The sequence below is a fragment of the Dyadobacter soli genome (genome assembly GCF_900101885.1).
In the GTDB taxonomy this organism is placed as follows: domain Bacteria; phylum Bacteroidota; class Bacteroidia; order Cytophagales; family Spirosomataceae; genus Dyadobacter; species Dyadobacter soli.
Map to the genome: position 1 here is coordinate 196,333 of NZ_FNAN01000015.1, position 24,390 is coordinate 220,722.

Annotated in this window: 17 protein-coding genes; 11 read left to right on the forward strand and 6 right to left on the reverse strand. The window is 50.2% G+C overall.

Going from position 1 to position 24,390, the window contains the following annotated elements; translation table 11 throughout:
* Window positions 1-25 precede the first annotated feature (25 nt).
* On the forward strand, window positions 26-1,474 hold the full coding sequence (locus BLQ88_RS24470) for a Gfo/Idh/MocA family protein (RefSeq protein WP_090155394.1): 1,449 nt from the start codon (window positions 26-28) through the stop codon (window positions 1,472-1,474).
* Window positions 1,475-1,621: 147 nt separating this feature from the next.
* Here BLQ88_RS24470 and BLQ88_RS24475 read toward each other — a convergent pair whose 3' ends face one another.
* The gene (locus BLQ88_RS24475; protein ID WP_090155395.1) at window positions 1,622-2,341 is read right to left on the reverse strand and encodes a pyridoxine 5'-phosphate synthase; all 720 of its coding nucleotides are present in this window, start codon (window positions 2,339-2,341) and stop codon (window positions 1,622-1,624) included.
* Between the two features lie 387 nt (window positions 2,342-2,728).
* Between BLQ88_RS24475 and BLQ88_RS24480 the strand changes: the two genes are divergently transcribed.
* From BLQ88_RS24480 to nadB, 6 genes are all read left to right on the forward strand, one after another.
* On the forward strand, window positions 2,729-3,178 hold the full coding sequence (locus tag BLQ88_RS24480; RefSeq protein WP_090155397.1) for a GatB/YqeY domain-containing protein: 450 nt from the start codon (window positions 2,729-2,731) through the stop codon (window positions 3,176-3,178).
* Window positions 3,175-3,708: a CvpA family protein gene (locus tag BLQ88_RS24485; protein WP_090155399.1), complete on the forward strand. Its 534-nt coding sequence runs from the start codon at window positions 3,175-3,177 to the stop codon at window positions 3,706-3,708. Before BLQ88_RS24480 ends, BLQ88_RS24485 begins: the two co-directional genes overlap by 4 nt.
* 104 nt (window positions 3,709-3,812) lie before the next feature.
* The gene (gene rlmN / locus BLQ88_RS24490) at window positions 3,813-4,865 is read left to right on the forward strand and encodes a dual-specificity RNA methyltransferase RlmN (RefSeq protein WP_090155401.1); all 1,053 of its coding nucleotides are present in this window, start codon (window positions 3,813-3,815) and stop codon (window positions 4,863-4,865) included.
* An 87-nt stretch (window positions 4,866-4,952) separates the two neighbouring features.
* Window positions 4,953-6,374: an inorganic phosphate transporter gene (locus BLQ88_RS24495; protein WP_090155402.1), complete on the forward strand. Its 1,422-nt coding sequence runs from the start codon at window positions 4,953-4,955 to the stop codon at window positions 6,372-6,374.
* Window positions 6,375-6,529: 155 nt separating this feature from the next.
* On the forward strand, window positions 6,530-7,525 hold the full coding sequence (gene nadA, locus BLQ88_RS24500) for a quinolinate synthase NadA (RefSeq protein WP_090155404.1): 996 nt from the start codon (window positions 6,530-6,532) through the stop codon (window positions 7,523-7,525).
* Window positions 7,526-7,555: 30 nt separating this feature from the next.
* Window positions 7,556-9,136 carry an L-aspartate oxidase gene (gene nadB / locus BLQ88_RS24505; protein WP_090155407.1) on the forward strand — a complete coding sequence of 527 codons (1,581 nt, stop codon included), beginning with the start codon at window positions 7,556-7,558 and terminating at the stop codon, window positions 9,134-9,136.
* On the opposite strand, the gene BLQ88_RS24510 is transcribed toward nadB, so the two are convergent.
* Window positions 9,133-10,494 carry a vanadium-dependent haloperoxidase gene (locus tag BLQ88_RS24510; protein WP_090155409.1) on the reverse strand — a complete coding sequence of 454 codons (1,362 nt, stop codon included), beginning with the start codon at window positions 10,492-10,494 and terminating at the stop codon, window positions 9,133-9,135. The genes nadB and BLQ88_RS24510 overlap by 4 nt on opposite strands.
* Window positions 10,495-11,001: 507 nt before the next feature.
* Between BLQ88_RS24510 and BLQ88_RS24515 the strand changes: the two genes are divergently transcribed.
* The 4 genes from BLQ88_RS24515 to BLQ88_RS24530 all read left to right on the forward strand — a co-directional run bounded on the left by BLQ88_RS24515 (window position 11,002) and on the right by BLQ88_RS24530 (window position 20,888).
* Window positions 11,002-14,220: a SusC/RagA family TonB-linked outer membrane protein gene (locus BLQ88_RS24515; RefSeq protein ID WP_229212843.1), complete on the forward strand. Its 3,219-nt coding sequence runs from the start codon at window positions 11,002-11,004 to the stop codon at window positions 14,218-14,220.
* 12 nt (window positions 14,221-14,232) lie between these two features.
* Window positions 14,233-16,110 (forward strand): RagB/SusD family nutrient uptake outer membrane protein, encoded by a 1,878-nt coding sequence (locus BLQ88_RS24520; RefSeq protein WP_090155411.1) that lies wholly within the window; start codon window positions 14,233-14,235, stop codon window positions 16,108-16,110.
* Between the two features lie 94 nt (window positions 16,111-16,204).
* Window positions 16,205-19,591 carry a VCBS repeat-containing protein gene (locus BLQ88_RS24525; RefSeq protein WP_090155413.1) on the forward strand — a complete coding sequence of 1,129 codons (3,387 nt, stop codon included), beginning with the start codon at window positions 16,205-16,207 and terminating at the stop codon, window positions 19,589-19,591.
* A 13-nt stretch (window positions 19,592-19,604) separates the two neighbouring features.
* Window positions 19,605-20,888, forward strand: coding sequence for a vanadium-dependent haloperoxidase (locus tag BLQ88_RS24530; protein WP_090155415.1), 1,284 nt, complete (start codon window positions 19,605-19,607; stop codon window positions 20,886-20,888).
* Between the two features lie 2 nt (window positions 20,889-20,890).
* Here BLQ88_RS24530 and BLQ88_RS24535 read toward each other — a convergent pair whose 3' ends face one another.
* The 4 genes from BLQ88_RS24535 to BLQ88_RS24555 all read right to left on the reverse strand — a co-directional run bounded on the left by BLQ88_RS24535 (window position 20,891) and on the right by BLQ88_RS24555 (window position 24,347).
* Window positions 20,891-22,057: an ATP-binding protein gene (locus BLQ88_RS24535; protein WP_090155416.1), complete on the reverse strand. Its 1,167-nt coding sequence runs from the start codon at window positions 22,055-22,057 to the stop codon at window positions 20,891-20,893.
* Window positions 22,058-22,114: 57 nt separating this feature from the next.
* Window positions 22,115-22,870, reverse strand: a complete 756-nt coding sequence (locus BLQ88_RS24540) for a patatin-like phospholipase family protein (RefSeq protein WP_090155418.1) — start codon at window positions 22,868-22,870, stop codon at window positions 22,115-22,117.
* Window positions 22,871-22,873: 3 nt separating this feature from the next.
* A complete protein-coding gene (locus BLQ88_RS24545) occupies window positions 22,874-23,263 on the reverse strand; it encodes a type II toxin-antitoxin system VapC family toxin (protein WP_090155420.1) in 390 nt (129 codons plus the stop codon).
* Between the two features lie 235 nt (window positions 23,264-23,498).
* The gene (locus BLQ88_RS24555; protein WP_090155424.1) at window positions 23,499-24,347 is read right to left on the reverse strand and encodes an MBL fold metallo-hydrolase; all 849 of its coding nucleotides are present in this window, start codon (window positions 24,345-24,347) and stop codon (window positions 23,499-23,501) included.
* Window positions 24,348-24,390 lie beyond the last annotated feature (43 nt).

The following is a 24,390-nucleotide window of genomic DNA, read 5'->3' on the forward strand; positions in this document are numbered from 1 at the left end:
TTTTTCAACAAACGATCACACAGGCATGGACAACCACGAAAAGGCATCCGGGAATACCACCCCAAGAAGGGATTTTATCAAAGCAGGTGCACTGGCCGCCGGCAGCTTTATGATCGTTCCCCGCCATGTGCTGGGGCGCGGCTTCACCCCTCCGAGCGACAAACTCAATATCGCGGCCGTTGGTTGCGGCGGTAAGGCCGACTTCAATATTCAACAGGCATATAATAATGGTACCGAAAACATCGTCGCGCTGTGCGATGTCGACGATCGCCAATCCGATAAGTACCGCAAGAAATTCCCCAACGCACCTTATTATAAGGACTTTCGCAAGATGTTCGAGAAGGAGGCCAAGACGTTCGACGCGGTGCTGGTCACCACTCCCGACCATATGCATTACCCCGTTGCTATTGCTGCAATGCAGTTGGGTAAGCATGTATATGTTGAAAAACCCTTGACCAAAGACATCTGGGAAGCCCGGGTGCTCACCGAAGCCGCCAAAAAATACAAGGTTGTAACCCAAATGGGCAACCAGGGCAGCAGCAGCGACGGCACGCGTAACACGGAAGCGCTCGTGCAGTCGGGTGCGATCGGGGACGTGCATACGATCGAAGTCTGGACCGACAGGCCCGTGTGGCCGCAAGGCGTGCAATCCCCGAAAGACAAGGGGGAATCGCAGCCCGTACCCGCGGGCGTAGATTGGGACTTATGGCTCGGTACCGCTCCGAAACGCGATTACCATGAGGCATATATGCCGTTCCGCTGGCGCGGTTACTGGGATTTCGGCACCGGCGCATTGGGCGATATGGGCTGTCACTTTCTTGACGTGCCTTTCCGTGCATTGAAACTGGGTTATCCAACCTCCGTCGAATGCAGCGTCGGCTCCGTTTATGCCGATTTCTTCCAACAGGCATTCTTCGACGACGTCGCACCGCCATCGGCGAATATCCATTTAAGGTTTCCCTCCAAAACATCCGGCAAGGAAATCAACCTGAACTGGTACGACGGCGGTATGCGCCCGCAGCTTCCCGACGGCTGTGATTATAACACCGTGTTCGGCAAGGTCGACGGCGGGATATTATTTATAGGTACCAAAGGCATCATCAGCGCTGAAATGTTCGGGGAGAACCCGCGACTGTGGCCTGAAAGCAAATTCGCGAACGTCCGCATTGCCACTAAACCGCGCGCATTGGTGCAGGGCGGTTGGCCGGGACATCAGCAGCAGTTCGTGCAGGCTTGTAAGAAAGGATATGGGACCTATACAAGCTCTTCTTTCGATCAGTCGGGGCCTTTAACGGAGATTGTGCTGATGGGTAACCTGGCTGTACGTTCCTACCTGCATCGCGAGGCGAAGGCGGATGGGAAGGGTTTTAACTTTCCGGGCCGACAGCGGCTGATGTGGGATGGGGCGAATATGAAGATCACCAACTTTGATGTGGCGAACCGGTTTGTGAAGCGGGAGTATCGAAGGTTTTAATAGGATGGTGCGAAGCTCCTGCTTCGCACACGCTATTTGCAGGCCTCTGGCCGGTCTTACATACCTGACCGGCCGGAGGCCTGCGAATAGTTAGCACGAAGCGGGAGCTTCGTGCCAGCCATGCAGGAGCTTCGTGCCATCGATGCATTAAAGTTCCAACTCTCGCAGATACATCTGGATCGTATTCTCCAATCCTATATATAATGCATCGCAGATCAATGCGTGGCCGATTGACACTTCGTCCAGCCAGGGAATGCTTTGTTTCAAAAAATGCAGGTTATCCAGGCTCAGATCGTGGCCGGCATTTAATCCCAAACCTACTTCGCGGGCTTTTTCAGCTGCTTTGATAAATGGCAACACCGCTTTCTGGCGGTTTTCGAAATAACCTGCCGCAAAGGGCTCGGTATAGAGCTCCACACGGTCGGCGCCGCAGATTTTCGCTCCTTCGACCATGTCTTCGTCAGGATCTACGAAAACGGAAACCCGGATTCCCGCCGATTTGAATGTGCCGACGAGATCGGTCAGTTGTGCGCGGTAGGTAATGGTGTCCCAGCCTGCATTGGAAGTAATGGCGCCCAATGCGTCGGGTACCAATGTCACCTGGTCGGGCTTGTTGGCCAGCACCAGCTCCACAAATTTCTTTTCCGACGGGTTACCTTCGATATTGAACTCGGTCGTAACGAGTTCGCGCAGGTCGTACACATCCTGGTAACGGATATGCCGCTCGTCGGGCCGCGGGTGCACGGTAATGCCCTGTGCCCCGAACCGCTCGCAGTCCAGCGCTACTTTCAATACATTGGGATTGTCACCGCCACGGGAATTGCGAAGGGTGGCGATCTTGTTGATGTTGACGCTTAGACGGGTCATGGTACTTTAATGTTGAATGATTGAATGATTGAATGATTGAATGGGGCTTTGCTAATGAGTGAATGAGTGAATGAGTGAATGTGTGAATGATTGAATGGGGCCTTGCTAATGAGTGAATGAGTGAATGTGTGAGTTTTGATTCTTAGAGATGACTTTTCAAGTGAATTACTAACTTTGCCGGTCTGTTACAAATTTAGCATTCGAGCGTATAAAAACACCCAAATTGACATTTTTAACACTAATTCAATAACAAATGACACTGTTTGACTGATAGTTAATCGAGTATTCATTCATCGCACCGGCGACCGATCAAAATTTTAACATGCACTCATTCACTCATTCGCTCATTCAAAATTCTAACATTCAATCATTCAACATTATAGTACCATGTCACTAAAATCCCAAGTAGAATCTGGCATCAAAGACGCGATGCGTGCCAAAGACCAGGATACATTGCGTGCATTGCGCGCCATTAAGTCACTGATTTTATTGGAAGAAACCAAAGGCGGCGCAAGCGGCGACCTCAGTGCCGACGATGAGTTGAAGCTTTTGACCAAAGCAGCCAAGCAACGCCGCGAGTCAGCTGATATCTACAAAACGCAAGGCCGCGCCGACCTTTTGGAAAAGGAAGAAGCGGAATTGGCAGTTATAGAGCAGTTTTTGCCAAAACAATTAAGTGAAGACGAAGTAAAAGCCAAATTGCAGGAAATCATCGCACGCGTGGGCGCAGCGGGGCCTTCTGATATGGGCAAGGTAATGGGCGTAGCGACGAAAGAACTCGCCGGTCAGGCTGATGGACGGGTCGTTTCGACGCTGGTTAAGGCATTGCTCGCATGAAATTACTGGATGTGCTCATCCTTCTTCCCCTGCTATGGGGCGCATTACATGGTTACCGCAAAGGCCTGCTGATCGAGATCATCGGGATTCTGGGCATGGTGGTAGCCATGGTTTTGGGTTTCAAATTTCTGGGCTTGGGGATGGAGGTCCTCACGCCGTATTTCAGCGAGGGCGTCGCACGGAAAATCCTGCCTTATGTGGGATTTTCGGCGATTTTCTTTCCTACTATTTTTCTTCTGAATCAATTCGGCTACACCATCCGGCGGTCGCTGCGGTACTCTATATTAGGTACTTTCGACAGTTTTGCAGGCGCTATGGTGGGCGTTTTTACATGGGTGTTCGGTATCAGCGTGTTTTTCTGGCTGGTGAATGCGATCGGGGTTGATATTCCGAAACATCGCACGGATGATACTTACTTATACCCGATCGTAGTGCCTGTGGCGCCCACGGTAATCACCAAAGCCCTGTCACTCATGCCCCAGGGCACGGACATTATCCGCGAATGGAAACGCGATTACCTCGAAGATTGAACTTTCAATTTTCCCGCTCGGTTAAGCATTCGTTATTGACTTTCAGTACCTTTGCAGAAAATTTACAGTTGAATGCCCTGTGTGTTTGACAGATTATAGAGAAAATGACCAAGATACAGCAAAAGCAGGACATCCGTAAAATGAATGTCGACCAGATCAAAAACTGGATGACCGAACACGGAGAGAAGGCTTTCAGGGCAAAACAGATATATGAATGGATCTGGAAAAAATCGGCCCATTCATTCGACGAAATGACAAATCTCTCTTTGGCCACGCGCCAACTGATGAACGAGCATTTCGTGATCCATTCACTCGACGTTGCCAAAAAACAGCACAGCAACGACGGTACGATCAAATCCGCATTCAAACTTTTTGACGGAAACCTCGTGGAAGGCGTGCTCATACCCGCCACCGACCGCATGACCGCCTGCGTGAGCAGCCAGGTAGGATGCTCGCTCACGTGCAAGTTCTGCGCGACGGGTTATATGGATCGGAAACGTAACCTGGAAGCAGGGGAAATCTACGACCAGGTAGTCGCTATCGCGCAACAAGCCGAAAAGACATTCAATGCCCCATTGACCAACATTGTATATATGGGCATGGGCGAGCCGTTGCTGAACTATGCGAACGTGCTCAAATCCATTGAATACATTACTTCGCCCGAAGGACTGAATATGTCGCCGAAGCGCATTACCGTTTCTACGGCCGGCATAGCCAAGATGATCACCAAGCTGGCCGACGACGAGGTGCGGTTCCGGCTCGCATTGTCGCTGCATGCGGCGAACGACACAAAGCGCAACCAGATCATGCCGATCAACGAGTCGAACTCGCTTGATAACCTCGCCGAGGCATTGAACTATTTTTATAAGAAAACCGGCAACCGCATTACCTTCGAGTACATTGTCTTCAACAATTTCAACGACACTTTGCAGGACGCCAAGGAACTTTGGGAGTTTTGCAAGCGTGTTCCGGCACGGGTGAACATCATTGAGTACAACCCGATCGCCGAGGCTGATTTTAAAAACACGGAAGCCGACCGCCTGGATAAATTTGCCGCTTTCCTGGAAGATAGAGGCGTTTCCGTGCACGTGAGGAGGAGCCGTGGCAAGGATATCGATGCGGCTTGCGGGCAGTTGGCTAACAAAGAAACAAACTGAGATTAACCCGACTTAACAATTTCTTAACATTGGGTCGGTCGTTTATAAGTAGTTTTGCGTCAATAATTCAACCTATCAACTTCTTTTATGTTTGGTCTTGAAACCGACATTTTTATCCTCCTCGCTTTTAGTATTTTAGCGGCCTGCGCATTTGAATTTGTTAACGGTTTCCACGATACTGCCAACGCGGTGGCGACGGTGATTTATACCAATTCCCTGAAACCGAATGTGGCTGTAATATGGTCGGGTTTCATGAACTTCTGCGGCGTTTTCTTCGGTGGTATCGCGGTGGCGATGGGGATTGTGAACCTGCTTCCCGTGGAGCTGCTGATCGATCAGAACGTCTATCACAGTGCCGCGATGGTCTTTGCATTACTGTTCAGCGCGATCATCTGGAACCTGGGTACGTGGTATTTCGGCTTGCCGAGTTCCAGCTCGCATACACTCATCGGTTCGATCCTCGGGGTAGGTCTTGCATTTACATTAATGCCTGAAAATACACAGGGAACCGGTGTGAACTGGACGAAAGCGCAGGAACTGTTCATGTCGCTTCTCACTTCGCCGATCTTCGGTTTCGCGCTGGCGATCATCATTATGTTCATTCTGAGAAGGTCGCTGTCCAAACCACTTCGCGAGATAGTTTTCAGCGAACCGAAGAAAAACGAAGCGCCGCCGATCTGGATTCGCGCGATTTTGATCACCACCTGTACTTTGGTAAGCTTTTTCCACGGCTCCAACGACGGCCAGAAAGGGGTAGGGTTAGTAATGCTGATCCTGATCGGTATCGTTCCTGCGCATTTCGCACTGGACAATTCCAAAGATCCTATCGGAATGAGAACCGACCTCGTTGGCATTGAACGGGCAGTGAATACGATCGATTCTACGCGCCTTTCCATTTCCGACCGTGCGCATTTGTATACCATTAAAACCGAGATCACGCATTTACAGAAGCAGATCGACCATCCGTTGCCTGAGCATCGCCTTCCGAAAGAAGAGCGTATGGAAGCACGGCGCTCGTTGCTGCTCGTGAGCCGTAATATCAAAACAATCCTCGACAACGGCCAGGCAAATCTCAATGCCACCGACCTCGCATTCCTGAAAAAGCAGTCAGGTGGTGAGCATGGTATCCGAAGATATACTGACTACGCGCCGGACTGGGTTATTCTCATGATTTCACTTTCACTGGGCCTCGGAACGATGGTAGGCTGGAAGCGGATCGTGGTAACGATCGGTGAGAAGATCGGAAAGCAGCATTTGACTTACGCACAGGGCGCTTCGGCTGAGCTTGTGGCAGCAAGTACCATTGGGGTGTCGTCTTCCCTGGGCCTTCCGGTAAGTACTACGCACGTACTTTCATCGGGTATCGCGGGTTCCATGGTAGCCAGTAAGGGTGTGAAAAACCTCCAAGGCGGTACCATTCGTAACATCGTGATTGCGTGGGTTTTGACGTTGCCGGTAACCATGTTGTTGTCTGGTACGCTGTACGCTTTTTTCCGCTGGGTGTTGTAAGGCATTCATTAAATAAGGCACTAGAAAGCCGTCGGGACCGTTCCCGGCGGCTTTTGTTTTAGCACTGCCGCCGCACTTTCTTTGCTTTACATTGGTTTAATATCGTAAATTCGGCATGGATTTTAGTATTAAATAAAAGCCAATTATTCACCATAATGACTACAATTGAAGCGCAGGTTAACCGGTACGGATATGTGACGGAAGCGGTTGCGGAGGACATCGATCTGGTTGCGGAGATCAACCGCCTGAAAAAAGAAAAGAATGCGGTCATTCTCGCACACTACTATGTGAACGAGGAAATCCAGGACCTGGCCGACTATATCGGCGACAGCCTCGGCCTATCGCAACAGGCAGCGGCTACCGATGCCGATATGATCGTTTTCTGCGGCGTGCACTTCATGGGCGAAACGGCGAAAATCCTCAGCCCCAGCAAAAAGGTGGTGATTCCCGACCTGAATGCGGGCTGCTCGCTGGCGGATTCCGCTCCGGCCGACAAGTTTGCCGCATTCAAAGCGCAGTATCCGGACCATATCGTGATCAGCTACATCAACTGCTCGGCGGAGATCAAAGCATTGACCGACATCGTTTGTACTTCTTCGAATGCATTGCAGATTGTGGAAAGCCTGCCGAAAGATCAGAAGATCATCTTCGCGCCGGATGCTAACCTGGGCCGCTATGTCGCGCACAAAACCGGCCGTGAAATGGTGCTTTGGGACGGTGCCTGCATTGTGCATATTGATATTTCAAGGGAAAAACTGGCGCAGCTGCGTGAAGAACACCCGGACGCGTTGCTGATCGCACACCCGGAATGCAAAGAAGACATTTTGAAGCAGTCTGATTTCGTAAGTTCTACAACCGGCCTTTTGAAATTTGTAAAAGACTCGCCGCACGACAAATTTATCGTCGCTACCGAGGCTGGTATTTTGCATAAAATGAAACAGTCGGTACCAGATAAGAAGCTTATTCCTGCCCCGGGCTCCGACAACAATACGTGCGCTTGCTCCGAATGCCCTTATATGAAAATGAACACCCTCGAAAAGGTCTACAATGCGCTGTATTATGAGCAGCCGGAGATCTTTGTACCCGAGGACATCCGCCTGAAAGCTTATGATTCCGTAGCACGCATGCTGGAACTGAGCAAAGGCATCTGACACCCGATATAAAACCCTATTCCTGAAATTATGCCCCAATTTGATTTTCTGATTATCGGTTCGGGAATTGCCGGACTTAGCTATGCAGCCAAATTAGCCCGCCATTTCGACGAATTGAATGAAGAAGTGTCCATCGCTGTGATCACCAAGGTCCAGGCCGATGAAACCAACACCAAATATGCCCAGGGCGGCATTGCGGTAGTATGGGCGGAGTCCGATTCGTTTGAAAAGCACATTCAGGACACCATGGATGCGGGGGATGAGGTCAATAAAAGGAATATTGTGGAAATCGTGGTGCGGGAAGCGCCGGAACGCATTCAGGAGCTGATCGACTATGGTACCCGCTTTGATAAGGAAAAAGGAGGCGAATACGATCTTGCCAAAGAAGGCGGCCATTCAGATCATCGCATTCTGCATTTCAAGGACATTACCGGCGCGGAAATCGAGCGGGCATTGCTGGAAGAGGTCAACCGCCACAAAAGCATCCAGATTTTTACGCATTACTACGCCGTGGAACTGATCACCCAGCACCATTTGGGCGAAACCGTTTACCGCTACCGCGAGGATATTAAATGCTACGGGTCTTACGTGCTCAATCGGCAGACGGGAGAAGTGGAGAAGTTTTTGGCTAAAACCACATTGCTCGCGACCGGCGGCATCGGCAATATCTACCAAAGCACTACCAACCCTACCATCGCAACCGGCGACGGCATTGCGATGGCCTACCGCGCGAAAGGCATTTGCGACAACATGGAATTCATCCAGTTCCATCCTACCAGCTTTTATCAACCAGGTCAGAAGCCGTCCTTCCTCATTTCGGAAGCGGTGCGTGGTTTTGGAGGTATATTAAAAAGGGCGGATGGCAGCACGTTCATGGAAAACTATGACAGCCGCCTCTCACTCGCCCCGCGCGACATCGTCGCCCGCGCCATTGACTCCGAAATGAAGAAAAACGGGGTCGATCACGTGTACCTCGATGTCCGCCATTGCGATTACGAAAAGTTCCTCGAACACTTTCCGAACATTACCGAATACTGCCTGCAACAGGGCATCGATGTGCGGAAAGATATGATCCCGGTCGTGCCTGCGCAGCATTATATGTGCGGGGGCGTGCGCGTGAATGAATGGGGCAAGACCAATATTGAATTTCTCTATGCGGTAGGGGAATGCTCCTGCACAGGATTGCACGGTTCCAACCGCCTCGCTTCAAACTCGTTGCTGGAAGCGGTCGTTTTCGGGCATCGTGCCTATGAAAGTACCGTAGCCAACTTTGAAGATGCGATAATCCCTGCAAACATTCCGGAATGGGACGACTCGGGCACCACGCACCCGGAAGAGCAGGTACTCGTTACCGAAATGACCCGCGAGCTGAACAGTATTATGTCCAATTACGTAGGCATCGTGCGCACCGACCGCCGTCTGAAACGCGCCTACGACCGCCTAGAACTCCTGCATCAGGAGCACGAGGAACTGTACCGCGAATCGAAAGTGTCGGTGGCGATATGCGAGCTGAGGAACATGATTTCAGTTTCTTACCTGATTATTAAAATGGCTATGGCCCGACGTGAGAACATCGGGCTGCATTACAATGCCGATCATGTGCATGCTTAGGGCTGCTGCGGTTTTTGAGCGAGCATGTTGCGGTTTTTGCGGGTAAGTGCCCGCTGCCATACGTTTTTGCCTATTTTTTCTCCCAAATGCGTGCCTTCCTCTACACCATCGCGGTAGTGGATACCGCCGTAAACGCGGCTGATAGACGCATCCCAGTAAGCTTCTTCAAACGACTTGAAGGATTTGATGCCGTGCCCGTATTTTTTCTCGGTGGTATCGGTGAAAGCCACATAAACTCCTACCAAATGGGTGAGCACGACGCCGCAGGCTGCTGAAATGGAGCTATGGCCGCTCACGTACTCAGGGAATGCCGGCGTTTCCAGGAATGGGCGCCAGTTGGGGTCCCAGTTGTTGTTGATCACCGTTTCCGGGCGGATGCGCACGGTGCGGTACTTTTCGTCCCAGCAGGCAATGAATGCATCATAAATGGAAAGCGCCCCCAACGTATATGCTTCTACCGATTGCATGAGATCCAGCTTTTTGTCCGTTGCTACGGTTCTTACGATTGCCATCCAGTGACCGGCGGGTGTCATTTTTTTATTGGCAAACATGGCGTGGCCAACGACATTGGTAACAAATGCATTATCATCCCAGAAGTACGCGGTCGCCTTCTGATCTGCGGTCAGGCTGTTGCCTGTGTTATAAACTTCCATCGCCAGCTGCATGAATTTGCTCGTTTTGGCAAGGTCATAGGGTGCAGGCGGCGGACAGCGAAACTGCGTCACCGAATCGAGTGAGAAGGTCCTAACGGTATTCCACATAGGTTCGCAGGCGTCCGCATACGCAGGCGGCGTAGGCACCCAGGTGCCGGGTTTATTGGTCACCGTATAGCGGTAACCGCGTATCTCTTTATAGTGGTCTTTCGCTGAATAAGCCAGTATATGCTTCGCTACCGTGTCGCCGTATGCGATGGAGCGTTCATATACGTCTTCCGGAATACCCATTTCCTGATACTTTTTGTAAAGCTCCTTTTCGTAGGCATCCCACATATTCCCAGAGAACGTGAGCGTGCGCGCTACGACCGTGAACGCCTTTACACTCGCGAGCGGGAAACAATAGGCTAGTGCCGAGTCGGGTTGCGGTGGGGTTTTGAATTTAATTAATTGATTTCCAAGTGATTGGTATTCTTTGTTGCTAGGAGCGAGTGCTTCGTAGGCAGCCAGGAATGAATAACCATATATGCGGCTCGCTACCGGCGGCTTAAATATATCGTGAATGATCACATCGGTGAGATGCGTAGCCGTTTCGTGGAAAAGCTGCGGATCGGCCGCTTTCGCATTGTATTCGGCGGGCGAGGATTCCTTTTTACACCCGTACAGAAAGCAAACTAGCAAGAGGGAGAGTAGACGAAACTTCATTCGATTTCAAAGGGAAATTTGTAACTGAAAACGCTCTACGAATATAGCAAGAAATGGGAATTCGAGGATAATTCTGTACAAAAGAATGATAAATTGTAACTTATATATAACTAATTATAAAAAATGTTCGATATCTACTATTATTTATTGTTATTTTTTAAGAATGCATATTCATTAACCGGGAAACCTTTTTTTTGTAAAAAAATTAATATCTTTTTGTACAATCAAGCGAGTATATAACAATTCATGGTACTTCTCCTGCAATCAACAGGAGTATACAGATGAGATTGTGTATGATATACACTGTTTGAAATCCTGGACTCTGTTCGATGAAAGTAATCACCCTAATCGCTAAAATCTCTCTATGTAAAAAATTCTCCTGGCTACACTTTTTATGATCCGCAGGAGCAGATTTTCGGGATGGAAATCCAGGTCTGACTCCACGTTCCGTGCTTATACGGTTAAGCAAACATCTTACTACAACATTCTTAATCTAACTATTAATCTATGAGATTTTCTACTGGATGGACGCCTCGTGCTGTATCACGAAGTGTTTTTTCTCTTTGCCTCGCCCTGGTGACGGTCGTGGGTGCATTCGCCCAGAATACCATCAAGGGTAAGATCAAAGACGAACAGGGACAACCGCTACCTGGGGTAAGCGTTGTCGTGAAGGGAACCACCGCAGGTACAGTAACTGATAATGAAGGACTCTACACAGTGAATGCCGAGAAAAGCGGCACATTGGTATTCTCGTTTATCGGTTATCTCACACAGGAAATTCCCGTAGGCGGCAAAAGCATCCTCGATGTAATATTGCTGGCTGATACCAAGGCACTTGAAGAAGTGGTCGTGGTGGGATATGGTACTGCCAAAAAGGCAACCCTGACCGGCTCGGTGACCGCCGTAAAAGGTGCCGAACTTCAGAAAGCGCCGGCTGCCAACTTATCCAATACGCTGGGTGGACGTCTGCCCGGTATCTCGGCGGTACAATCTAGCGGTGAGCCCGGCTATGACGGCTCGGCGATCCGTATCCGTGGTACCAACTCATTGGGTAACAGCAACGCGCTGATCGTAGTGGATGGTGTTCCAAACCGTTCCGGTGGTCTCGACCGTATCAACCCTGCCGATATCGAAAGTATTTCGGTACTGAAAGATGCGGCTGCGGCGATCTACGGTTCACGCGCGGGTAACGGGGTAATCCTCATCACCACCAAACGCGGTAAATCGGGCAAGCCACAACTTTCTTATGATATGAACTTCGGTGTGTCGCAGCCTACGCGTACACCTGAAATGTCGAATGCAGCGGAATACGCAACAATCCGTAACGAATTGCAGATCTACGACAACCTGCCCGTTGGACAGTGGCAAGGTGCGTTGCAGGGCTTCAATACCAACGGCTCTTATACCAGAACGGACAATGGAAACGTGGTCAACGCGGTATTCAACCCGGATGATATGAAGAAATTCCGCGACGGCAGCGATCCATTCCTGCACCCGAACACCGACTGGTATGGCTCGGTAATCCGTAAATGGGCACCACAGCAACGCCACAACCTGCAATTGACCGGTGGTAGCGAGAATATCAAATACCTTGCTTCGATCGGCCACATCAACCAGGATGGTTACTATGAAAATTCGGCAACAGGTTACAAGCAGTACGATATGCGCCTTAACCTCGATACGAAGATAAATAAATACGTTACGGCCAATATCGGACTTACCCTGCGTGAAGAATTCCGTCACTTCCCTAGTGGTGGCAACAGCGCCGGTGCGATTTTCCGTATGCTGATGCGTGGTAAACCGACTGAAATCGCAATCTGGCCGGACGGACGTCCCGGCCCGGATATTGAAAATGGTCAGAACCCGGCAGTTATCACAACCAATACAACCGGTTACAACAACGACCGGAGAGACTACATTCAAACCAATGGTGGTTTGGAAATCCAGGTTCCAGGTGTGCCAGGATTGAAAATCAATGCGATGGCCGCGATCGATAAGCAAATGCGCCGTCAGAAAAACTTCGAGACACCGTGGACATTGTATTTCTGGGACAAAAAAACCTACGAAGCCGACGGCAAAACGCCATTCCTGACAGGAACCGTTCGTTCGACCTTTAAAGATCCGCGTCTGAGAGAAAGTTCTTCACAGGAACTATCGATCCAGCTCACAGGTCAGGTATCCTATGAAAAATCGATCGATGGCCACAACTTCAACCTGATGGCGGGAGCGCAGCGTGAAAAGGTGGATGGCGACGGTTTCTTCGCATTCCGCCGTTACTTCATTTCGCCCGTGGTTGATCAGCTGTTTGCAGGTGGTACGCCGGAGCAGGACCTTGGCAACTTCGACCTCTTCAAAAGAGCCCGTTTGAGCTACTTTGGTCGTGCCGGTTATAACTTTAAGGAAAAATACCTTGCAGAATTCCTCTGGCGTAAAGATTACTCATGGGTATTCCCGCCGGAAGGCCGCTCAGGCTTCTTCCCCGGGGTATCTGCCGGATGGCGTATTTCGGAAGAAGGTTTCTGGAAAAACAGCATTTCGCGCTACGTGAACAATGTGAAACTGCGTGCTTCATGGGGACAGATGGGTGCTGAGCCATACTTCCTGGGAACGGAAACTTTGGCTGAATACCAATACCTGTCGACCATGGGCTTCGGAACCTACATTATCAATGATCAGGTTGTGAAAACATTGCTCGAAACCCGTGTAGCTAACCCCGACTTTACCTGGGAGGTTGCGAATAACTCCAACTTCGGTATCGAGGGTACATTGTTCAACGACAAGCTGGCATTTGAATTCGACTACTTCGTAAACAACCGTTCGAAAATCCTGATCCCGAAAGCAGGTTCTACGCCTTCGTCAGCGGGTATCGACGGCAAGCTTCCACCTCAAAACCTTGGCAAGCTGCAAAACAAAGGATGGGAATTCAAACTTAGCTACGATGGCAATGCAGGCGACTTCTCGTACTCGGTAAGTGTGAATGGTGGTTATGCCAAAAACAAAATCAAGTACTGGGACGAAACGCCGGGTGCTCCTGTTTACCAGCAATCAACCGGCATGCCTTACGGTTCGTTCCTCGTGTATCAGTTCGACGGCGCATTCAGAAGCCAGGAGGAAATCGATGCCAACAAAATCGACTATACTCCGATCACGGGTAACCTTCGTCCGGGTGACATGAAGTTCAAGGATGTTAACAACGATGGCAAAATCAATGGTGACGACCGTATCCGTTCGGAAAAAGTACAGCGCCCATGGTTTACAGGCGGCGCTTCGGTGAACCTTGGCTACAAGCAGTTCGATCTTTCTATGTTGTTCCAGGGAACGTTAGGAGGGCTTCAAATCGTAGGTCTGACAGAATCCGGCGACATTGGTAACTACCTGAAATACGACTTCGACCACCGCTGGACGATCGACAACCCGACCGACAAATACCCACGTCTGACCAACCGTAACAACCGTTACTACACCAACACCGGCCAGGCAGGTATCAACAACTACTTCCTGAAAAGCAACAACTACCTGCGTTTGAAAAACATCGAACTCGGATATAACCTGCCTTCGGAAATCGGTTCGAAAATCGGTTTGAGCAACCTGAGAATTTATGTGAACGGATTGAACCTCCTTACTTTCGACAAAATCAAAGTTTGGGACCCGGAAGCTACTACCAACAGTGGCCAGTACTATCCACAAGCAAGAGTTCTCAGCGCAGGTGTACGTCTAGCATTTTAACGAATAAGAAATATGAAATTGAGATATAAGTATTTGTTGGTTGCTGCATTGATGGCGGGAGGCTTGTCATCGTGCGATACTGATTTCCTCGAAGTGACGCCGCCAACCGAAATTCCTAGCGAAGAAGCATGGAAAGACGGTGCGTTGGCCGAAGGTTTTGTGACAGGTATTTACGCAGGTCTTCAACAGGGTGGTTTCAGCGAGCAAATGCTTGCGTCACTGACTGACGAAGCCGTGTTTACCCACACAGGACGTAACATTAACACGGTGAACGAGGGTAGTTTGAGCCCTTCCAACCTCGGCTGGGTGGACGCGACCTACGGTTGGAGCCAGATGTTCCAGTACATCCGCGCTTCCAATATCGCGCTCGCCAACCTGGCGACTGCGACGTTCACGGACGATGTATTGAAAACACGTCTGAAAGGCGAAGCGTATTTTATGCGCGCCTACTACTATCAGCAGCTGGTACGCTACTACGGCGGTGTTCCGATCATCAAGAAAGTGTATTTGTTGAACGAAGACTACACTGTTCCCCGCAATACATTCGATGAATGTATCAAACAGATCGTGAGCGATGCGGACAGCGCAGCACTTTTGCTCGATGGTAAGACATTGGCGAAAGGCCGCGCAACCAAAGCCGCTGCATTGGCGCTGAAATCACGCGTGTTGCTTTATGCTGCCAGTGATTTGTACGATGTCCCTACTGCGAAAGCGAAATCCGCGGTACTTGCGGCATTCGCGAACCCCGAATTCCTTGGATACACCTCGGGTGACCGCAAGGCACGCTGGACAGCGGCACAGGCTGCTTCGAAAGCTGCATTAGATGCAAGCGGAGGTGGTTATAAGCTGAACCTCACTGCGCCTGTAACGGCAGAGCAGGGCAAGATTAACTACATTTCGATATCTATGGCCGGTGCCAGTGGTGACAAGACCCTCGATGCGTCGGGCGCCAGCGAGCTCATCTTTGCCCGCTACTTCACGCCAAGCCAGAACGAAGGTGCACGGCAGACCGGCTTGAACAACGGCCCTAACGGCTACCACAACTGGGCGGGTAACACGCCGATCGGAACACTCGTGGACGACTATGAAATGATGGACGGAACGAAGTTCTCATGGATGAACCCTACCCACAAGGCAAGCCCGTACACAGGCCGCGACCCACGTTTCTACGCAACCGTTATGTATGACGGTGCTACCTGGAAGCCTCGTCCATCCGATGCGAAAGACCCTGCGAACCAGATCCAGACCGGTGCTTATGACCTTCTGGATGACAAAGGTGCATTGTTCAACCGCAAAGGACTCGATACGCGCAGCAGCTCTATCGAAGACTGGAACGGAAGCCGCACAGGTTACTACATGCGCAAGTTCATCGATCCGAACCCGTCATTGTACGACAACACCGACCGCCAGAATATTCCGTGGCCGTTCATGCGCGTGACGGAGCTGGTATTCAACTACATCGAGGCCAGCATTGAAGTAGGCGACGATGCCGTTGCATTGGAATGGCTGAACAAAATCCGTTTCCGTGCGGGTATGCCTGCATTGAAAGTGTCTGGTGCTGCATTGAAAGAAGCTTACCGTCACGAAAAGCGCATTGAAATGGCTTACGAGGAGCAGCGTTACCACGATGCTCGTCGCTGGATGATCGCACAGGCTACATTGGGCCGTCCTTTGCAGTACATCAACGTGATCGGTAAATTCAAAGCTGGTAAAACAATGAAGGAGCCATATCATTACGACCCAACGATTTATGACTATACTTACACCCCGGTGGAAGAGAAATCGCACGAAAACCGTACCTGGGTGGATAAGATGTATTTCCGTCCGTTCAGCCGCGACGAAATGAACCGTAACGCAAAACTGGTACAAAACCCCGGTTACGACAAATAGTTATATTTTATTGACTAATTTTACAGAAACTATGCTTTGGCTTACAAGGCATAGTTTCTTTTTTGTACTCCTTATAAACTCTTCATTCCCTGTCATGAAGCAAATATGGCCCTGGAAAACAGGCGGCATGATATTGATCGCCGGACTTGCTCTTTCCGGTTGTGACAAATCCTCCGATTCCAAAGAAGAAAAGAAAGGTCCCGACGGTCCGCCGCTTTTCACGCTTTTAGCACCCGAACAAACCAAAATCGACTTTGCCAACACATTGACGGAAGGGCTTAACACCAACGTGCTGATGTACGAGTACTTCTATAATGGCGGTGGCGTGGCGGTGGGCGATGTGAATGGCGACGGGCTCGACGACGTGTATTTTACCGGCAACATGGTGCCCAACAAACTCTATCTGAACAAAGGGAAGATGGTGTTCGAGGACATTACGGCCCTCGCCCAGGTAGGCGGGCGCGAGCGTCCGTGGAAGACGGGTGTGACGATGGCCGATGTGAATGGGGATGGCAAGCTGGATATTTACGTGTGCTACTCCGGCGCGGTTTCGCCGGAAAGCCTGAAAGATCAGTTGTTTATCAACAAGGGCAACAATGCACAGGGCGTCCCGCAGTTTGAGGAAATGGTGGAGCAATATGGTCTGGGCGTAATGAGCAATAGCACACAGGCGGCATTCTTCGATTTCGACAAAGACGGGGACCTGGATATGTTCCTGCTGAATCATAACCCCAAAGCATTGCCGATCCTCGACGAGGCCAGCACGGCGGATATTTTGAATAAAGAAGACCCCATTACCGGCGTCAGGCTTTTCCGCAACGATCCGCAAAACGGCACGCCGCATTTTACAGACATTACCAAAAAGGCGGGCATTCATAGCTCGCAGCTTAGCTATGGCCTCGGAATCGGCATTGCCGACATTAACCAGGACGGCTGGCAGGATATGTACATTTCGAACGACTACTCCGTTCCCGACTTTTTATACATCAACAATGGCAATGGCACCTTCACCGACGCGCTCGACGCGAGTATCGGCCATACCTCGCATTCCTCGATGGGTAACGACATTGCCGATTTCAATAACGACGGCCTGCCGGACATTTTTACCCTCGATATGCTTCCCGAGGATAACCGCCGCCAGAAGCTGCTGACGGGCCTCGATAATTATGAATTGTTTGATTTTAATGTAAAAATGGGTTTTCATCACCAGTATATGCGTAATATGCTGCAACTGAATGAAGGTCTGGGCAAAGGCTCAAAGCAACCGGTATTCTCCGAAATCGGCCAGCTTTCCGGCGTTTCCAATACCGATTGGAGCTGGGCTTCGCTGTTCGCGGATTATGACAACGATGGCTGGAAAGACCTTTTCATCACCAACGGCAACCTGCGCGATTTTACGAATATGGATTTCGTGAAGTTCATGGGCGACAAATTGAAGCGCTTTGAAGGTCAGGTGAAACGCGAAGACGTGCTGCAACTGGTGTACCAGATGCCTTCTTCCAATATGAAGAATTACCTGTTTCAAAATAAAAAAGACCTCACATTCACCAATGTAGCCGATGCCTGGGGCGTGGGGGAAATCTCCAACTCCGGCGGCGCAGCTTACGCAGACCTCGACAACGACGGCGACCTCGACCTCGTCGTGAGCAATATCAACAAGCCGGCATTCATCTACCAGAACGACGGTGACAAGCATTTGAAAAACAATTACATCAAAGTAAAACTCACCGGAGCCGGCCAGAACACGCTCGGGCTTGGCGCTAAGGTGACGATTTACCAGAAAGGCCAGCAGCAATACCTCGAACAAATGCCGACCCGCGGCTATCAGTCGAGCGTGTCGCCGGTACTGCATTTCGGATTGGGTAAGGAAGGAGCTATCGATTCGCTGGTGGTGACCTGGCTGAATGGTAAGCAGGAAAAAGTTATTAGTCCGAAAATAAACACAACACTGGCACTGTCGGAGGCGAATGCGAAGTCGAATGCGAAAGCGGAAAAAGTAATAACACCAGTATTCAAGCCGGTAGCTTCGCCGATTGCATTCAAAAGCCCTGCGGTGAAACTGAACGATTTCAAACGCCAGCCGCTGCTGATCAACCCGATTTCATTCTCTAACCCCTGCATGCGTAAAGGCGATGTGAATGGGGATGGGCTGGAAGATGTGTTCATCGGCGGTACCTCCGGCGAAGTGGCCAGACTGTACATTCAGCAGAAAGGCGGCGCATTCACTGCGAAAATGGTACCTGCATTTGAAGCCGACAAGCAAAGTGAAGATACCGACGCATTGTTCTTCGATGCGAATGGCGATGGTGCGCAGGACATTTTCGTCGCCAGCGGTGGATATGCCAACTTTATGCCCGAAGATCCGCTGCTGCAAAGCCGGTTGTATATCAATGACGGGAAGGGCAATTTTACCAAAGCTACCGGCGCATTGCCCGCGATGCTCACGAGCGCGAGCTGCGTACGCACGGCGGACGTGAATGGCGATGGCAAGCCGGATCTTTTCGTGGGCGGTCGCGTGATCCCTGGCCGTTACCCGGAGGCACCGCGTAGTTATGTGCTCATTAATGATGGAAAGGGTAAATTCACTGATCAAACGGCGGCATTGTCCAAAGAGCTGGAACGTATCGGCCTCGTGACCGACGCCGCCTGGACGGACTTGAATGGCGATAAAAAGGCGGATCTGGTCGTGGTAGGAGAGTGGATGCCGGTGACGGTTTTTATCAATAATAATGGTAAACTCGAAAACAAAACCAACGAATATTTCGACAAACCTTACAGCGGCTGGTGGAACAAAATCCTCGTCGAAGACCTGAACGGCGACGGTAAGGACGACCTCGTGATCGGTAATATGGGGACCAACACCCAATGCAAAGCCAGCGACGCCGAACCTGTGGAAATGGTTTACAAGGATTTCGACGACAATGGCTCGGTGGACCCTGTCATGAGTTTCTACATCCAGGGCAAAAGCTACCCGTACGTCACCCGCGACGAAATGCTCGATCAGATGAGCATCATGCGTACCCGCTACCAGGATTACAAAAGCTACGCCGACCTTACGGTAAAAGAGATTTTCACCAAGGAAGAACTGGAAGGCGCAAAGGAGCTGAAAGCGACCTATTTAAAAACCGCCTACTTCGAAAGGGGCGCGAATGGCAAGTTTGCAGAGAAGGCATTACCGCTGCAAACGCAGGTATCGCCCGTTTACACCATTACCTCTCTCGATTACAATGGCGATGGCAAAAAAGATCTGCTGCTTTGCGGCAATGTGAGCAAAGCGCGGCTCCGGTTCGGAAAGTACGATGCCAATTACGGCATTCTTTTGCAAGGCAATGGCAAAGGGCAGTTTGAATACGTGCATCAGGATCAATCGGGTTTTGGATTGAAAGGCGATGTGCGAAGCGTGCTGCCGCTCGGCAATAAGTTGTTATTCGGGATTAATCAACAGGAAATTAAAGCATATCAAATTGGCAAAGTTCAGTAACCTTCTTCTGGGAATGCTGCTGGCTGTAATGGGAACAGCCTGCAAAAAAAATGAATCCAAAAAGGAAATCGCGCCGACGGTAATCGGGCAGGTGACGGCACAGATGACCGACGTAATGGTGCACGACGTGACAAATCCGCCGCTCGGAGCCCGTTTCTACTCCTATGCATGCCTGGCCGGCTACGAAGTCGTGGCCGCGAATGATAAGGCATATCCTTCCATGCACGGCGTGTTGAATGATTTCCCGGAAATCGAAAAGCCAAAAGTGGGAGAGTATTCCTATCAGCTTGCAGCAGCATTGGCCATACTTGAAACGGCGAAGAAAATGCAGCCCTCCGGCGGGGCACTGCTCCCGAAATACCAGCAGAGTTTGATAGACTCCTGCAAGAAAATCGGGTTTACGGACGAGGTGCTGGCCGGTTCACAGGAGTACGCACTGGCGATTAGCAAGCAGATTTTAAAGTATGCCAAAGGCGACCGTTACAATAGGATCAGCAACTTCCCGCGGTATGAGCCACATGGCGGCCCGGGAACCTGGTATCCGACGCCTCCGGGCTATTTCCCGCCCGTAGAGCCTTATTTCAAAACCGTGCGGCCATTCACGCTCGACTCGTCATCGCAGTTCAGACCCGCGCCCCCGGTGGCATTCTCGGAAGCGAAGGATTCGGATTTTTACAAACTCATGAAGCGTAATTACGACGACGATCAAAAGGCGCAGGAACACCGCGTGATCGCCGCATTCTGGGACTGTAACCCATTTGCATTGGAAAACAAAGGGCATTTACTGGTGGGAATGAAGAAAATATCCCCGGGAGCACATTGGATGGGCATTACCGACATTGCCTGCCAAAAAGCCAAAACCGATTTCTCCAAAACAATGCTTATCAACACAGCCGTAGCAATCGGGCTCATGGATGGCTTTATGGCTTGCTGGGACGAGAAGTTCCGCAGCAACCGTATCCGCCCCGAAACGGCCATCCGCAAATACATCGACCCAAGCTGGAAGCCATTCCTGCAAACCCCGCCATTTCCGGAATACCTGAGCGGGCACTCGGTGATATCGACAGCCGCCGCCGTGATACTCACGCATTACTTCGGGGATAATTTCGCTTATACCGACACCGTCGAGGAGCGATTTAACCTCAAAGCACGCCCATTCAAATCATTCCTCGCTGCCTCGGAAGAATCCGGACTGTCACGCTTTTACGGCGGCATTCACTTTATGGACGCGATCGAAAACGGCCAGAAGCAAGGGCAGCAGGTTGGGGAATGGGTGGTGAAGACGCTGGCGAAATGAGTTTAGATTTTCGTCAGCTCTTGTTCTATAAAATTAAGCAGATTTATAATCATTACTTCGTGATTGACTTTAAAAGAGTCACTGGCCGGAGTAATGATGTATTTGTACTGCGGCGCCAAGTCTTCGATACAATTGATAAACCCTCTTGAAACTGCTGGGCTGTTGCTCAGCTTTATCTCAATACACGCCTCGGGCTGGATGCCCCTGACTAAAACAAGATCGCACTCTGCGCCCGCCTGCGTTCTGTAAAAGAACATATCCAGGTCTTCGGGAAGCGATTGATAAATTTGTTCAACCACATATCCCTCCCAGGAGGCGCCAATGCCGGGATGGCCCTGTAAGTGCTCAAAGCTGGCAATATTCAGAAGTCTGTGTAGGATACCTGTGTCACGTATGTATATTTTGGGTGATTTGATCAGTCTTTTTTTAGCGTTGACAAACCAAGGTTGTAACTTTCTGATCAGATACGCACCTTCAAGAAAATTGGCATAGCGAAGAACTGTCGGCGCAGACACACCTAACGAACGTGCAAATACCTCCGCATTCCAAAGGTTACCATTTGAATGCGCAATCATACTCCAGAAGTTTCGAAGCGTTGAAGGAGATAATTCTATGCCGAATAAATAAGCAAGGTCTCTTTCTATATAGCTTTTGATAAAGTCAGTTAGCCATTCCTTTCTGAAATCCCTGTCTAAATTGAGTAACGGTTCCGGAAACCCACCCGTAAACCAATGTTCCTCCATTTCAATCTGATCGGGAAGTTCGGCTATATTAATTGGAGACAACTCCATGTACGCAATCCTTCCGGCCAGGGATTCCGAAACGCCCTTAACCAATGCAGGAGAAGCAGAGCCAAGTAAAATAAACCTTCCCGGTACTCGGTGCGCGTCGATCAGCGGCCTCATAACCGAAAACAATGATGGCATCAGTTGAATTTCGTCTACGATCACTGTTGAGCCTTCGTATCGGCTTAAATAACTGTAAGGGTCGGCAAGTTTAGCCTCATCCCTGGGATTCTCGATGTCGAGGTAGAGGAATTCACTTTCGGGCGTCTCAGCAAGTTGCTTAGCGAGTGTGGTCTTCCCTACCTGCCTCGGTCCCAGGATCGCGACCGCTGGAAACTGTTTCAACCGCTTTTGAATTAAACTCTGAATTTTTCTGGTTAGCATACAGAAAGATAAGCGAATGGCCTAGTAAATCCAAAATTCAACTTTGGATTTACTAGGTTATTCGCTTATGGCAACTTTATTTAGCAGTTCAATTGCGTAGCTGTATCCAACCTCAAACAGCTGATCAGCCTTCCTGAAATCAAAAATGCTGAAACGGCTTAACGCCGGGGGCTCGATTTGCAAATCACACTTTGCGAATCGGGCCTTTGTTTTGGTATGCATCGCCAGAATGAGGCTGCGGTAAACGATCTCGGTCGTCCGTTTGAGCGGTTTGTCGAGATTGAATGGATTGCAATGGCTGCCGATCATATAATCTGCGTTACCTAGCACCGGTTCGATGGGCAGGTTGTTCAAAACACCCCCGTCGACCAAATCGTGGCCATTGTAATGCATCGGACTGAAAAGCCCCGGAATGCAGCACGACGCCAGGACCGGCAACGCCAGCTCCCCGCTTTGGAAACGCACCTCCTCGCCCGAAACAATGTCGGTAGCAGTTACGTTCAGCGGTGTTTTCAGTGATTCAAATGTATTTTCAGGAATAAATTTGCGGAAAACGTCTTCCATCTTCCGAATATGCAGCAGGCCATTCTTGCCGATACCGAATCTTAAATAGGGATAAAAGCTCGTATCGCGGATGATTTTCAGAATATCCATCGGCTCGTAACCATAGCCCAGCAAAGCGCCCACGAATGCGCCCGAGCTCGTCGCGCTGATCACATCCGGCCGCACACCGCGCTCCCACAACGCCTGCGCCACCCCCACATGCGCGATCCCGCGAGCGCCCCCGCCAGAGAGGATTAGTGCTGTTTTCATGGGTTAAGAGAGGATTTGTAGTTCGTCGATCCTTTCGAAATGCTTCACGTTTAACGTAGCAAGCGGCAGACCGTAATGCATAGCCGTGGCAGCGATAAAGATATCCGCCATGCCGATTAGCTTACTTTGCCTTTTGAGCGATTTACTGATATCGGCGGCCTCCCGGGCGACCTCTTTGTCGAATGCGAGAACCTTGGTTCTAAACAAGAAATCCTCCCAATAATCAGCTTGACCTAGGTTAGTTCCGATATGAATTTCGAATTCCGTTATCGCCGAAATACAAAAGATAAAGTCGTCCTTTACCAATTTCAGTAGGCGGGAATTTGCTTTGTCGGATTTGCGGAAAAAGTCGATGAGAATGGATGTGTCAACAAGTACTAGTTTTTTCGCCATTGGTCAATTGCCTTTCGGGTTTCTTCAATCGTTTTAATTTGATTTTCAGAGAACGTTGGGGCTGATAGCAGAAATTCTTCGAGTGAGTTGTCAATAGAGATTTCTTCAAGGCGTTCCAGCTCAGCTTTCAGTTGCCTGCGCTGATGGTCTGACAAGCCTCTTAATTGAGCGAGTAGTTGATCGAATTGTATGTCCTTCCCGGTGTGCATATTCAAATGTAACGAAAATCCAGCATTTACTCAACCAGGAAATCCCTCAAAGCCCCCCGCTCGCGAACCCTGATTCCCTTCTCCGTATGCTCCACCAAGGCAGCCTCATACACAGGATCATGCTCGAAAAGCAGAATGCATTGCTCGTCCACAGCTTGTTGGAGGACCTGCTGTTTTTCTTCCATGGTTTGCAATGGCCGCATGTCGTAGCTCATGAGCCAGGGGATGGGAATGTGGTGGGACGAGGGGAAAAGGTCGGCGCAGTAGATGATCTTCTGGCTCTTGTAGTGGATTACCGGCAGCATCATTTGCTCAGTATGGCCGTCGACGTGGATGAGGCTGATGCCGTTGAACGGCGATTGGCCGTTTTCGACAAATTTCAATTGCCCCGACTCTTGCAACGGCAGTATATTTTCTTTCAGAAAGGAGGCCTTTTCGCGTGGGTTGGGGTGGGTAGCCCATTGCCAGTGCGCTTCGTTCGACCAGTAGGTGGCATTGGCGAAGGTCGGTTCCAGACGGGAGCCGTCGCGGCTGAACTGCGCGGCTCCGCCGACGTGGTCGAAATGCAGGTGGGTGAGGAATACGTCGGTAATGTCCGCGGGGCTGAAACCTTTTTCGGCGATGGACGAATGCAAGGTCGCCTCGCCGTGGAGGTCGTAATGACCGAAAAATTTATCGTCCTGCTTGTTACCCATTCCGGTATCGACCAAAATCAGCTTTTCGCCGTCCTCGATCAGCAGGCATCGCATGGCCCAGGAGCAGAGGTTTTTTTCATCGGCCGGGTTGTGTTTGTTCCACAGTGTTTTCGGTACGACGCCGAACATGGCACCGCCGTCGAGCTTGAAAAAACCGGTGTCGATGATATGGATTTTCATAGGGTTTTTTGGATTTAAATCGTCCTTTTCAGTGGAATATCAA